Consider the following 12,869-nt stretch of genomic DNA (forward strand, 5'->3'; position numbering starts at 1 on the left):
CGGGTCACGACGGGGAGGCAGGGTGAGGACGTCGGGGCGTGTGCTCGCCGGCCTGCGATCGGTCCGCCCGGTGGCGGGCCGGTGGCCAGTTGCGCTGGTGGCCCTGCTCGGGGTGGCGATGGCCGTGCCGTCGCTCGTCGGGCCGACGTGGCTGCAGACCGTGTCGGACCGCCAGCGCGGAGAGCTGCTCTCGCAGCAGTGGCAGTGGAGCTGGGGCCGGGTCGACGTGACCGGGCTGACCGGGGTGGAGCTCGACCTCGTGCCCAACCCGGTGGGTCTGGCTGTCGCCGTCGTGCTCCTCGTGCTGGGAGCGGTCGCCGTCGCGGTGTGGGCCCTCGCTCGAGGTGTAGTCGTCCTGCTCGCCCCGATCGCACTGGCACTGTTGGCCGGCCGGCTGCTGACGACGGCCGCCGAGAGGCACGGCCGCGTCTTCCGCGAGGAGATCGCGAGCGAGGCCGGGCTCAGCGTCACCTCCGGCTCGACGACGGTGGGATGGCTCGAGACGGCTTCGGCCGTGGTGCTCCTCGCCGCACTGGTCCTCATGGGCGTGGGGCTGGTGAGGGGGGCGTCTCGACCGGAGCCCGCCGAGCTGGCACGTCATGACCCCGAAGAGCCGGCCACACGGCATACCGGAGCGGCGTCGTCAGCGGCGGCGTTGCGCCCCAAGGGCGCTCGACTCGACGGCCCCGAGGTGGGACTGTCCGACGAGGAGCGTCGATGAGCGCGGTGGCGAGGTGGCGAGAGATATGGGCCCGTATGCCGTTCGTCCGGGGACGGCCGCCGGCCGCGGTCCCGGCTCTGCTGGGAAGCGTGCTCGCTGCCGCGACGATCATCTGGCCGGTGCTGCAGATCTCCCAGCCCATCGGACCCGACGGCCCGTCGTCCGACTTCGTGCAGCAGGTGTGGAGCTGGGGTCGCTACGAGATGACCGGCGACGAGGCGGTGGCCCAGAACGACGCGCTCAACCTGATGCCCGCCTACGTGCTCGGGGTGGCGTGCCTCGCGGGGCTGCTCGGGGGACTGGCATGGCTGCTGCGCCGGGGGTCGGACGGGCGGGTGCTCGGCGCTGCCGGAGTCGCCTTCGCCCTGGCCGTCGTCGGGGGATCGGCGCTCGAACGGCTCGGCAACGTCGCGCTCTACTCGGCCGTGGAGGTCACCGGCTTCCGGGTCGACACCCTCCCCACCGGCCAGGTGGCACTCGCGGCGTCGGCCCTGCTTCTCGTCGCGCTGCTGCTGATGCTCTGGCGGCCCGTCGTCGGTCTCGCGCGGCCGGTCGTGGCGCTCACGGGACGGCTCGCGGCTCGCGGTCGGGCGCGAGCTCAGGCCGACGAGGAGTCCGAGGCGTCGCCGGGGCAGCCTCGGGTGGGCACGGCCGAGCTGCGGGACGCTCGCTCGGCGGGCGGCACGGTGCGCGAGGGCGACCGCAGCGGAGAGGGCGTCGGCTTCAGCGACGGCGCCGGCCGGGAGGACCGCTTCCGCCCCCCGACCTGACCCGCACGTCGAGTGCCCACTTTCCGACGCCCCCCGCACGTCGAGTGCCCTCTTCTTGCCGGGTGCCTGTCGAAAAGTGAGCACTCGAGCTGGACTTCCTGTCGGGAAGTGGGCACTCGACGGTTCAGAGGGCGGGGGTGCCGGGGAGAACGGCGTCGGCGGGGCTCCGGCACTCGAGCGACGCGAGCACGCTGGCCCAGCGGCCGCGGCGCACGTCGACGCTCCAGACCGGAGCCGTGGCGAGCCGGGTGGCGACAGCCTGGGCCCGACGCAGGTGGACGTCGAGGCCGGTGCGGCAGTAGGCGTCGAGCTCACGGTGCACCCGCGTGACCCCCTCGTCATCGCGCGGTCGCGCCGGCGCCGAGCCGTCGGCCCGGATGGTCCAGAGCGCCGCCAGGTCGTGCGCGGTGACATCGCCGGTCAGGTGCGCGACGCGCTGGAGGAACCACGCCGCGTGGGCCGCCTCGTCAGGGCCGGCGCCCTGCCAGACCTCGCTGTCGACGTCGAGCGACCCGACGGCGCGCGCCAGTTCGGTGGCGGTGAGGGCATCGCGGGTGGCCTCGTCAGCCGGCCCCTCGTCAGCCGCCCTGTCGACACCGGTGGCGGCCACGAGGGCGTCGCGCAGTGCAGTCGTCGACGTGAAGCGTGAGGCAGGCGACTTGGCCAGCGCCCGGTGCAGCACACGCTCGCCCGACGGCCACGGGACGACGCCGACCGCGGCGAAGCGACGGGGCGCGTCCGCCGTGATCCGGCGCAGCGCCTCCTCGCGCTCGCACGCGAGGTCGAGGTAGGAGGTCGAGGTCAGCACACGGTGGGCGAGCGTCGCGATCGCATACTGCTCCGACGCTGCGTCGAGAGGAGGCAGGCCCTTGCCCTGCAGCAGCGCTCGGGCGCAGGCGGGGTCGAGCCCCTCGCCTCCGCCCGCCCGCGGGGCCGGCGCCGATGCGGCCCCGGTGGCCTCGCTCACCTGGGCGAGGCCGAAGTCGATGATCGTGACGGTGCCGTCAGGGCGCAGCAGGACGTTGCCGGCGTGCACGTCGCCGTGGAGCACGCCGCGCTCGTGCACGGCGGCATACGCATCGAGGACGGCGACGGCAACGGCCCTGCGGGCCTCGTCGTCACGGTCGGCCACGGCGAGGTCGACCGGGTCTCCGGCCACCTCGGTGAGCACGAGGGTGCCGCCGGTGGGTGACGCCTCGTGCCACACGAGATGAGGCACGTCGGTGCCCGCGAGCGGAGACAACCGGCATAGAGCCGCCACCTCCCGGGCGAAGAGGTCGGGGCCGAGGCCCGCCTCGTCGACGATCTTGACGACGACCGCGGTGCCGTCGCAGAGCACGCCACGCCACACCTCGCTGTCCCGCAGCGTGCGCAGGCGTGCGGTGATCGTCGCCGGGCCGACGACCTCGCCGACGCGCTGACGGTCCTCGACGCTGGCGGCACTGTCGGAGCCCTCGGGCACGAGCAGGTCGGCGTGGGTGAGCGCGACGAGGACGGCGAAGGCCTCGTCGAGGGTCGCCATCGGGTCACCGCCCGTCGTCGAGCAGTAGCCGAGGATCGCCTCGGTCAGCGTCGACGGTGACCGGAACTGCTCGAGCAGCTGCATCGAGTCGGCCGAGAGCAGCTGTGGGGTGACGCGGCTGCCACGACGGGCGAGCAGCACCTCGCCGTGGTCCGGAAGGGACACGACCTCCGTGTCGGTCGGCAGGACATAGCGCACGTCGGCCACGGTCATGAGCAGGTCACCTCGGCTCGGGTGCGTCGCGGCGCCGGAGTCTCGAGCGACGCACCGGCTCTTGCCGCCGATGACGTGGCGTCGCGACGGTCGGCTCTGACGGTTACAGGCGATGACATGGCGGACAAGTTTGCAGCAGAGCGCGATTCGACCATCTCATCCGGCGCCGGGTGCCACGTCTCCACATCGAGTCCGTGGGCGGCAAGCTGCGCAAGCGCCTCGTCGGCGACGTCCGCAGCGCTCGCCTGGAGGCCGAGGGTCACCCTGGTGGCGCAGAGCGAATCGGCCACCATGCGGCATACGTCGGCGCGCCAGCTCGTGCCGGCGACGTCTCGACCACGCGACACGATGCCGGTGGCGCCCACCTGGCCGGTGAACGGAACCCCCTGTGCGGCAAAGCCGCCCAGAGCGAGAGCGAACGCCGATGCGACGCGGTCGGCCCGGTCCGCGCTCGCGAGATAGAGCACGATCTTGTCGGGTCGGTGCAGACCGGCCAGGTCGGCGCCGACCTTCCAGGCCGGCACGCCGAGCAGGGGCGCATGCGTGAGGATGACGCCGAGCGTGGTGGCGACGTCGCGCACCGTCGGGCTGACATAGATCTTGTGCACGAGGGTGGTCGGGTCTGCGTCGGTCGCGGTCCAGCTGTGCCAGTGGCGTGCCACCGACCGCCTGTGGCCGGTGAGGCCGGACCCCGCGGTGCGTTCGGCTGCCGTGACGACGTGACGTGCCCACCGCGGGTCGAGCCGCCCGTCGGGCACGCAGCCGCCGGCGCGATAGAGCAGGGAGGCCAGCGCCGCCGAGTCGGTCGTCGCCGGGTCCACCCGACCGGTGAGCGCCGCGGCCCGCACGACGGCGGTCCGTGTCAGCTCGGCGAGGCGCCCACCGGAGGGGTGTGCCATCGGTCAGCCCTTGCCGACGACCGAGGCGACGTAGGCGAGGTCCTCGCCGGTCGCCTGCATGGAGTCGATCTGCTTCTCGACGGCCTCGAGGGTGACGCGGAGGTTGTCGCGCACGAGCTGCAGGTCGGTCTCCTCGAGGCGGCTGCCCGGGAAGACGATCGGGGTGATCGGCGTCGGGATCGTGTAGAGCGTGTTGTCGTCGGCCGGAAGGCCGACCGCGCCCCCGCCGCCGCGACCCACCGCGACGTGCGGCGACAACGCAGCCGCCCGGATGATCGGTGAGGTCTCCGGGATCGTCGGCGGGTTGGTGAGCGGGTCGTGCCAGCGGAACTTCGGCACGCGGTGGACGTAAAGGTCCTTGATGTAGAACCCCATGGTTAGGCTCCTCTGATTGCTGCCACGCCCCCGGTGACCGTGGCGGTGAGGGGAATCCGGATCGGATCACCACCGTGCAGAGGCGCCGTGCCGGCGCGCTGATACGCCGCGCAGGCGCGCTGATACGCCGCGCAGGCGCGCTGCTCCGTGGCTGCCGGGCCACCCCCGGCGGTATGCCGTCCGGTGCTGTCGGCGCTGCGGCCTACGGTCGGCGCATGCTGACCACCGTCGCCGTCTCGGGCTACCGCTCGCTGCGTGACGTCGTCGTGCCGTTGCACGGACTCGACGTCGTCACGGGCGCCAACGGCAGCGGCAAGTCGAGCCTCTATCGCGCGCTGCGGCTGCTCGCCGGGTGCGGGCGCGGTGACGTCGTCGGCACGCTGGCCCGCGAGGGTGGCCTGCAGTCGGCACTGTGGGCAGGGCCGGCGACCCTGGGCGGGGCCAGGCGGGAGGGGCATGCAGTGCAGGGCACGGCGCGCAGGGGGCCGATCAGCCTGCGCCTCGGCTTCGCGTCCGACGATCTCGGCTACCTCGTCGACCTCGGTCTGCCGCAGCAGTCGTCGGGCGGTCACGAGGGAGGTGAGGGCTCGGCCTTCCTGCGCGACCCCGAGATCAAGCGGGAGGTGGTGTGGTCGGGGCCGGTCATGCGCCCGGGATCGGTGCTCGTGCGTCGACGCTGGGGGCGAGTCGAGACCCGGGCTCCGGTCGGGCCCGACGACGGGTGGGACGACGGCTGGGGCGGCGACGACGAGTGGGAGTCGGACCCGCTCACGCCCGGCGGCGCGCGAGGGCGCGCAGGGGGTGCCGGGGCAGGTCTCGGGCCGGGTGTCGGCGCGCCCAGCGGTGCGCGACCGGGCTGGGTCGAGCTGACCCGCTCGCTCCGGCCCTGGGAGAGCATGCTGACCGAGCTCGCCGACCCCGAGCGAGCACCCGAGCTCATCCGGGTGCGACGGTTGATCCGGGGTTGGCGCTTCTACGACTCCTTCCGCGCCGACGCGGCAGCGCCCGCCCGTCAGGCGCACGTCGGCACGCGCACGCCGGTCCTCTCCGACGATGGTCACGACCTCGCCGCCGCTCTCCAGACGATCCGCGAGCACGGCCGGTCCGTCCTCGACCGCGCGGTCGCCGACGCCTTCGACGGCGCGATCCTCGAGGTGACCTCCGAGGGTGGGCGCTTCGACGTCGCACTGCACCAGCCCGGCATGCTGCGCCCGCTCTCGAGTGCCGAGCTCTCCGACGGCACCCTGCGCTACCTGCTGCTCGTCGCGGCCCTGCTCACCGTCGACCCGCCGCCGCTGCTCGTGCTCAACGAGCCGGAGACCTCGCTGCACCCCGACCTGCTGCCGCCCCTGGCCCGACTCATCCGGGCAGCCGCCGAGCACAGCCAGGTGATGGTCGTGTCGCACTCGTCCCGGCTCGTCGCGGAGCTGGGGATCGGCGCCGACCACGACACCGACACCGACACCCAGCGCGAGCCGGACGAGGCAGGAGCCGAGGAGGCCGGCCTCGGGTCACCGGCGCGCTCGATCGTGCTCGTCAAGGACCTCGGCGAGACCTTCGTGCAGGGGCAGGGGCTGCTCACCACACCGGCCTGGACCTGGGGCACCCGACGGTGACCCCGGGCAGCCGGCCACGGCGTCAGGTCGCCCGGTCACGGGAGGCCGGCGGGCGGCATACGTGCGGGGCGGCGGTGTCGGGGCGTCCCGCATTGTGAGATTCCCGGGAGGCTCCGGTAAGTTCCGTGCCGAGGACCCGCACGTGTCCGCCGTCACCTCGGCAGGCGCGTGTGACACAGCCGTCGGGCGGGTGACCCCCGCGCGCGGCCCGACAGAGGCCGGCCCCACCGGCAAAGGAGCGCCCTGTGAGCGACAAGGTAGTCGCCGAGCTGCAGGAGCCGACCCCCGCGGTCGGCGACGGTGGCCCGGACATGATCCAGCTGCTGACCCCGGAGGGTCAGCGCGTGTCCCATCCCGACTACGACAAGTACGTCGCGGACCTGACGGCCGACGAGCTGCGGAGCTTCTACCGCGACCTCGTGCTCATCCGCCGCCTGGACGCCGAGGGCTATGCCCTGCAGCGCCAGGGCGAGCTCGGCCTCTGGCCCAGCCTCCTCGGCCAGGAGGCGGCGCAGGTCGGCTCCGGTCGCGCCCTGCGACCGCACGACTTCGTCTTCCCGACCTATCGCGAGCACGGCGTCGGCTTCGTGCGCGGCATGGACCCGCAGAGCTCTCTGCAGCTCTTCCGCGGCGTCAGCCAGGGCGGCTGGGACCCCACGGAGCACAACTTCCACCTCTACACGATCGTCATCGGAGCCCAGGCCCTGCACGCCACCGGCTACGCCATGGGTGTGCGGATGGACGGCAACGTCGGCACGGGCGACCCCGACCGCGACACCGCCGTCATCTGCTACTTCGGTGACGGCGCCAGCTCGCAGGGCGATGTCAACGAGGCGTTCGTCTACGCCGCGAGCTTCGATGCTCCCGTCGTCTTCTTCTGCCAGAACAACCAGTGGGCCATCTCCGAGCCCGTCGAGAAGCAGACCCGCATCCCGCTCTTCCAGCGCGCCCGCGGCTTCGGCTTCCCCGGCGTGCGCGTCGACGGCAACGACATCCTCGCGACGTATGCCGTGACGCAGCACTGCCTCGAGGAGGCGCGCAACGGCAACGGCCCGCTCCTCATCGAGGCCTACACCTACCGGATGGGCGCGCACACCACCGCCGACGACCCGACGAAGTACCGCGTGTCGGCCGAGGTCGAGGAGTGGAAGTTCCGCGACCCGATCCTGCGCCTCAAGTCCTACCTTGCCCACGAGGGCATGGCCGACGAGTCCTACTTCAGCGCCGTCGACGAGGAGGCCGACCGTTTCGCGGCCGAGCTGCGCGAGGGCTGCGTCACGATGGAGACCCTGCCCGGCGAGACGATGTGGGACCACATCTATGCCGAGGACCACCCCGTGATGGAGGCGGAGCGCTCCGCCTACCTCGCCTACAAGGCGAGCTTCGAGGAGGCGAACTGATGGCGCTCGAGAAGGTCACCCTCGGCAAGAGCATCACCAACGGCCTGCGCAAGGCCATGGAGGCCGACCCCAAGGTCGTGCTCATCGGTGAGGACATCGGCAAGCTCGGCGGCGTCTTCCGCATCACCGAGGGCCTCCAGAAGGACTTCGGCGAGGAGCGCGTCATCGACAGCCCGCTCGCCGAGTCGGGCATCGTCGGCACCGCGGTCGGCATGGCCCTGCGCGGCTACCGCCCGGTCTGCGAGATCCAGTTCGACGGCTTCGTCTATCCGGCGTTCGACCAGATCGTCAGCCAGGTCGCCAAGATGCGGGCCCGCTCGCTCGGGGCCATCAAGATCCCGATGGTCATCCGCATCCCCTTCGGCGGCGGCATCGGCAGCCCCGAGCACCACTCCGAGAGCCCCGAGGCCTACTTCGCCCACACGGCGGGGCTGCGCACCGTGGCGTGCAGCAACCCCGAGGACGCGCACTGGATGATCCAGCAGGCCGTCGCGTGCGACGACCCGGTCATCTTCTTCGAGCCCAAGCGGCGCTACCACGACCGCGCCGAATACGACACGGGCGCGGCGTCGGCGCCGCGAGGGCTCTTCGAGGCCAACGTGATCCGCGAGGGCACCGACGTGACGCTGCTCGGCTACGGTCCCGTCGTCAAGACGATGATCGAGTCCGCCGCGGCGGCCGAGGCCGAGGGCACGAGCATCGAGGTCATCGACCTGCGCTCCCTCTCCCCGCTGCCCATCGAGACCATCGTGGCGTCGGTGCGCAAGACCGGACGCCTCGTCGTCGTGCACGAGGCGAGCAGCTTCCTCGGCATGGCCTCGGAGATCTCCGCCCAGGTCACCGAGCAGTGCTTCTACGAGCTCGAGGCGCCGGTCATCCGCGTCGGCGGCGCCAACATCCCCTATCCGCCGAGCCGGATGGAGGAGGAGTTCCTCCCCGACCTCGACCGCATCCTCGACGGCGTCGACCGCGCGCTCGCGTACTGAGAAGGGCTGCGACACATGGCAATCAAGATGTTCAACCTGCCCGACCCGGGCGAGGGACTGGTCGAGGCCGAGATCGTGGAGTGGAAGGTGGCGCCCGGCGACTCGGTCAAGGTCAACGACGTGGTGCTCGAGATCGAGACCGCGAAGTCCCTCGTCGAGCTGCCCATCCCGTGGGCCGGCACCGTCAAGCAGCTGCTCGTCGAGGTCGGTCAGACCATCGACGTCGGCACGCCGATCATCTCGATCGACGACGGCCTCGGGGGCGACGACGCACCCTCTGTCGCACCGGCGATCCCGGGTGAGCGGGCCCAGCCCGCCGACAGCGGTGAGGGCGCCATTCTCGTCGGCTACGGCGCCAAGGCCGGGGCCACGGCCCGCCGGGCCCGCAGGGCTCCCTCCGGGGGCGGTATGCCGTCCGCCCCGGTCGCGTCGCCGGCTCCCTCCGCGCCGGCCCCGGTGGTCGTCGCGGCGGCTCCCGCTCCCGTCGCTCCGGCTGCCGCTCCTGTGGCGACGGCTCCCGCTGCCGCCACCAACGGCCTCGGTGACAACGGAGCAGGTGACAACGCCAACGGTGCCAACGGTGGTCGCCCGAAGGCGAAGCCGCCCGTGCGCAAGCTCGCCAAGGACCTCGGCATCGACCTCGCGGCGGTCACGCCGACAGGAGCCGACGGGGTCATCACCCGCGACGACGTCAATGCGCACCTCGCGGGCTCCACTGCGCCCCAAGCAGATTCAGCCGCGTCCGCGGCACCCGGCGGAGCGGCATACAGCGTGCCCTTCGGGTCGGGGGAGCGCGAGGAGCGCATCCCCATCAAGGGCGTGCGCAAGATGACCGCGCAGGCGATGGTCGGCTCCGCCTTCACTGCGCCCCACGTCACCGAGTGGATCACGCTCGACGTCACCAAGACGATGGAGCTCGTCGAGCGACTCAAGGGCACGCGGGAGTTCGCGGACGTCAAGGTCACGCCGCTGCTCGTGCTCGCCAAGGCGCTCGTGCTCGCGATCCGCCGCAACCCGGGCATGAATGCCACGTGGGACGAGGCCGCCCAGGAGATCGTGCAGAAGAACTACGTCAACCTCGGCATCGCCGCGGCGACCCCGCGTGGCCTGATCGTCCCCAACATCAAGGACGCTCACGCCCTGACGATGCTCGAGCTGGCCCGGGCCATCGGGCAGCTGACGGCGACGGCCCGCGAGGGTCGCACGCAGCCGGCCGAGATGTCGGGCGGCACGGTGACGATCACCAACGTCGGCGTCTTCGGCGTCGACAGCGGCACCCCGATCATCAACCCCGGTGAGTCGGCGATCGTCTGTTTCGGCGCGATCCGCAAGCAGCCCTGGGTCGTCACCGCCGCCGACGGCACCGACGAGATCGCGATCCGCCACGTCACCCAGCTCGCCGTGAGCTTCGACCACCGCCTCATCGACGGCGAGCTCGGAAGCCGCTTCCTGTCCGACCTCGCGGCCATCCTCGAGGACCCGGCGCAGGCGCTGGTCTGGGGCTGACTCCCACCTCCGCACCACCCGTCGAGAGGCCACCTCCGGCCGCCAGTCGAGTGGCCACTCTTCGTCGCTCAGCGCACGTCGAGAGGCCACTGCAGGCGGCAAGGAGTGGCCACTCGACGTGAGCGGGCGACGAAGAGTGGCCTCTCGACGGGTGAGTGCGGGTCAGCCGGAGAGGGCGCGTCTGACGACGAGGTCCATCGCGCGGTCCGGGAGCAGCCGGCGGGCGGCCACGATCGCCCGGGCGCCCCGACCGGCGGGGTAGCGGGCCGCCGGGTTGGCAGCCTCGAGGGCCGTGAGGACCTTCTCGGCCACCACCTCGGGCCCGGAGCTCATCCGCGGGGTGTCGACGCGCTCGAACAGCACGGCCATCCGGCAGGCGAGGTCCTCGTAGACGGTGCCGAGCGAACGCTCGACCATGCTGTCGCGGGCGATCGAGCTCCACTCCGAGAGGATCGGGCCGGGCTCGACGATGACGACGTCGATGCCGAAGGGCGCGAGCTCGATGCGCAGGCTGTCGCTGAAGCCCTCGACGGCGAACTTCGTGGCGTGGTACCACGCGCCGAGCGGCTCATAGATCTTGCCGCCGATGCTGGAGATGTTGATGATCCGGCCGCTGCGCCGGGTGCGCATGTGCGGGATGACGAGCTGCGTGAGCCGGGCCAGACCGAAGACGTTGACCTCGAACTGCCGCCGCGCCTCCTCGATCGGCACGTGCTCGACGGGACCGTAGGAGCCGTAGCCCGCGTTGTTGACGAGCGCGTCGATCCGCCCCTGCTCGGTGATGATGCGGTCGATGCCGGCGATCATCGACGCGTCGTCCGTGACGTCCATCGGGAACGTCGTGATGCCGCGCGTCTCGAGCGAGGCCATCCGCTCGACCCGGCGGGCGACGGCATACACCGTCCATCCGGTCGCGACGAGGTGGACGGCGATGGACTCGCCGATGCCGGACGACGCACCCGTGACGAGGGCTACCTTGCTCATCCCGACACCGTATGCGGCGTGGCCGCGACCCGGCCGACCGGCCGGCCCCCGCGGGGTCGGCCGGTCGCCGCGGCTGCCCTCAGCTGGTCGCCGCGGATGCGTGGCCGCTCGACCTGCGGCGGCGGTGCTCGGCGGCCTTGACCCGACTCTGGCACCGCGACCCGCAGAAGCGCCGATGCGAGTTCTTCGACTGGTCGACGTAGACCCGGTCACAGGCCGGCGCCTCGCACATCCCCAGCCGTTGCCCGCCGTCGCCACCGAGGGCCATGGCGAGGCCGGCCGCGAGGCCGGCCGCCCAACCCCGGCTGAAGGAGTCGTCGGGCCCGTGGAAGTGCAGCCGGAAGCCGCCCTCGTCGTCATGGTCGAGCTGCGGACGGGCCCGGGTCCGGGCGAGCATGGCGTTGACGCGGGCGGCCGCCCCCGGGAGGTCGTCGACGGCGACGGCCTCGATGACCTGACGGGCGGCGCGCACCTCAGCGAGCAGGGCTCTCGCCTCGGCGGCGGTCGTCCTCCCGGAGTAGCCCTGGGTGCGCACCGCCCGCGCGACCGCCTCGACCAGCTCGTCGCCGGCGGGCTCGCCGACGGACCGCCCGCCGTCCTGACCGGGCGTGAGCTCGTTGACGAGAGCGACCGTGGACACGAGGAGCCGCTCCACGTGACTGTTGAAACGCATTGCTGCAGTCACCTAACGTTCGGGTCATGTTACTGGTCAACGACGCTACAGCAGTCATGAGGTCCATCGTCGTCATCCGCGTCGTCAACCGGCTCGGCGGCTTCGGCATGGCCTTCCTCGGCCTCCGTCTCGCCCGTGACCTCGGGCTCGACCTCGCTGGGGTCGGCACCGTGCTCGGGGTCTTCGGTGCCTGCACCATCGCGTCGCGGGTGCTCGGCGGCGTGCTCGCGACCCGCTTGGGGCCGCGGCCGACGATCGTCATCGGGCTGCTGGCCACCGCGTCGGCCCAGCTCGTCATCGGCCTGGGGCAGAGCCTGGCGACCGTCGTCGCGGGCGTGGTCGCCCTCGGCCTGGCCTACGAGATCATCGAGCCGGCCTCGCAGGGGCTGATCGCCGAGCACGTGCCCGCCGAACGGCATACCTCGGCGTTTGCCCTGCTCTGGGCGGCGCTGTCGGTCGCCGGCGTGCTCTCCGGACTGCTCGCCGCCCTCCTCAGCCAGTGGGGAGTAGGCGCCCTCTTCGTCGCCGACGCGGCGTCGAGCGCCCTCGCGGCAGGTGCTGCGCTCGCCTGGCTGCCCTCGCCGGCGCCAACGGATCCGGCAGCCCACGACCGGACCGCGACCCCGTGGCGATCGGCGGTCACGGCGCCGCTGGTGCGCTGGACCGCGATCGCCACCCTCCATGCGACGGTCGTGATGGTCGTGGTCTTCATGCTCCCGCTGGCGGTCGAGTTGGCAGGGCTCCGGCCGGCAACGACCGGGTGGCTCCTCGCGACGGCGGCGGCCGCCGCGATCGCCGCCCAGCCCGTCGTGCGTCGACTGGAGCAGCAGGCGGGCCCCGGGACGCTGCTCGTGGGTGGGCACCTCGTGCTGGCAGCCGGACTGGCGCTCTGGGCGACCGGTAGCGGCGGAGGCCTGTTTGCCGGCGCGGGGCTCGAGGGTGCCAGCGGGTCAGTGCTGCTCGGCAGTTATCAGGCGACCGCCGCGCGGATGGCTCGGCCCGGGGGAGCCTCGGCCGTGATGGCGGTCTTCGGGCTGTCGTGGGGAGTCGCCACCGTGGCGGCGCCGGTGATCGGCGCCAGCCTCCTCGAGCGACACACGTCCGTGCTCTGGCTGACCTGCGCCGTCGCATCGCTGGGACTGGCGGTGCTCCACGGTGCGATCACGGCGCGGCGCGACGTTCGCGCTCGGGCGGCGTGACAACC

At 72.5% G+C, this 12,869-nt stretch carries 12 protein-coding genes; 7 read left to right on the top strand and 5 right to left on the bottom strand.

What is annotated here, in order from left to right; translation table 11 throughout:
- Positions 1–22 precede the first annotated feature (22 nt).
- A complete protein-coding gene (locus tag LG278_RS03225; RefSeq protein ID WP_404390883.1) occupies positions 23–721 on the top strand; it encodes a hypothetical protein in 699 nt (232 codons plus the stop codon).
- Positions 718–1,491, top strand: coding sequence for a hypothetical protein (locus LG278_RS03230; protein ID WP_404390885.1), 774 nt, complete (start codon positions 718–720; stop codon positions 1,489–1,491). The genes LG278_RS03225 and LG278_RS03230 overlap by 4 nt, the downstream gene beginning before the upstream one ends.
- A 124-nt stretch (positions 1,492–1,615) precedes the next feature.
- On the opposite strand, the gene LG278_RS03235 is transcribed toward LG278_RS03230, so the two are convergent.
- The 3 genes from LG278_RS03235 to LG278_RS03245 are packed head-to-tail and all read right to left on the bottom strand — an operon-like array spanning position 1,616 to position 4,500.
- The gene (locus LG278_RS03235; protein WP_404390887.1) at positions 1,616–3,226 is read right to left on the bottom strand and encodes an AarF/UbiB family protein; all 1,611 of its coding nucleotides are present in this window, start codon (positions 3,224–3,226) and stop codon (positions 1,616–1,618) included.
- Positions 3,223–4,125, bottom strand: coding sequence for a hypothetical protein (locus LG278_RS03240; protein WP_404390889.1), 903 nt, complete (start codon positions 4,123–4,125; stop codon positions 3,223–3,225). The genes LG278_RS03235 and LG278_RS03240 overlap by 4 nt, the downstream gene beginning before the upstream one ends.
- 3 nt (positions 4,126–4,128) lie before the next feature.
- Positions 4,129–4,500 carry a hypothetical protein gene (locus tag LG278_RS03245; RefSeq protein ID WP_404390891.1) on the bottom strand — a complete coding sequence of 124 codons (372 nt, stop codon included), beginning with the start codon at positions 4,498–4,500 and terminating at the stop codon, positions 4,129–4,131.
- A gap of 215 nt (positions 4,501–4,715) precedes the next feature.
- Between LG278_RS03245 and LG278_RS03250 the strand changes: the two genes are divergently transcribed.
- The 4 genes from LG278_RS03250 to LG278_RS03265 all read left to right on the top strand — a co-directional run bounded on the left by LG278_RS03250 (position 4,716) and on the right by LG278_RS03265 (position 10,008).
- Complete coding sequence (locus tag LG278_RS03250) at positions 4,716–6,116, top strand: AAA family ATPase (RefSeq protein WP_404390893.1); 1,401 nt, start codon at positions 4,716–4,718, stop codon at positions 6,114–6,116.
- A gap of 245 nt (positions 6,117–6,361) precedes the next feature.
- Positions 6,362–7,516: a pyruvate dehydrogenase (acetyl-transferring) E1 component subunit alpha gene (gene pdhA / locus LG278_RS03255; protein ID WP_404390895.1), complete on the top strand. Its 1,155-nt coding sequence runs from the start codon at positions 6,362–6,364 to the stop codon at positions 7,514–7,516.
- On the top strand, positions 7,516–8,502 hold the full coding sequence (locus LG278_RS03260) for an alpha-ketoacid dehydrogenase subunit beta (RefSeq protein ID WP_404390897.1): 987 nt from the start codon (positions 7,516–7,518) through the stop codon (positions 8,500–8,502). Before pdhA ends, LG278_RS03260 begins: the two co-directional genes overlap by 1 nt.
- Positions 8,503–8,517: 15 nt before the next feature.
- On the top strand, positions 8,518–10,008 hold the full coding sequence (locus tag LG278_RS03265) for a dihydrolipoamide acetyltransferase family protein (RefSeq protein WP_404390899.1): 1,491 nt from the start codon (positions 8,518–8,520) through the stop codon (positions 10,006–10,008).
- Between the two features lie 162 nt (positions 10,009–10,170).
- Here LG278_RS03265 and LG278_RS03270 read toward each other — a convergent pair whose 3' ends face one another.
- On the bottom strand, positions 10,171–10,992 hold the full coding sequence (locus LG278_RS03270; RefSeq protein WP_404390901.1) for an oxidoreductase: 822 nt from the start codon (positions 10,990–10,992) through the stop codon (positions 10,171–10,173).
- Between the two features lie 79 nt (positions 10,993–11,071).
- Positions 11,072–11,665 (bottom strand): CGNR zinc finger domain-containing protein, encoded by a 594-nt coding sequence (locus LG278_RS03275; RefSeq protein WP_404390903.1) that lies wholly within the window; start codon positions 11,663–11,665, stop codon positions 11,072–11,074.
- Positions 11,666–11,721: 56 nt separating this feature from the next.
- On the opposite strand from LG278_RS03275, the gene LG278_RS03280 reads away from it, so the two are divergent.
- Entirely contained in the window at positions 11,722–12,864 is a 1,143-nt protein-coding gene (locus LG278_RS03280; RefSeq protein ID WP_404390905.1) for an MFS transporter, read from the top strand.
- Positions 12,865–12,869 lie beyond the last annotated feature (5 nt).

It is taken from the genome of Humibacillus xanthopallidus (assembly GCF_044793955.1).
Lineage (GTDB): Bacteria > Actinomycetota > Actinomycetes > Actinomycetales > Dermatophilaceae > Humibacillus > Humibacillus xanthopallidus_C.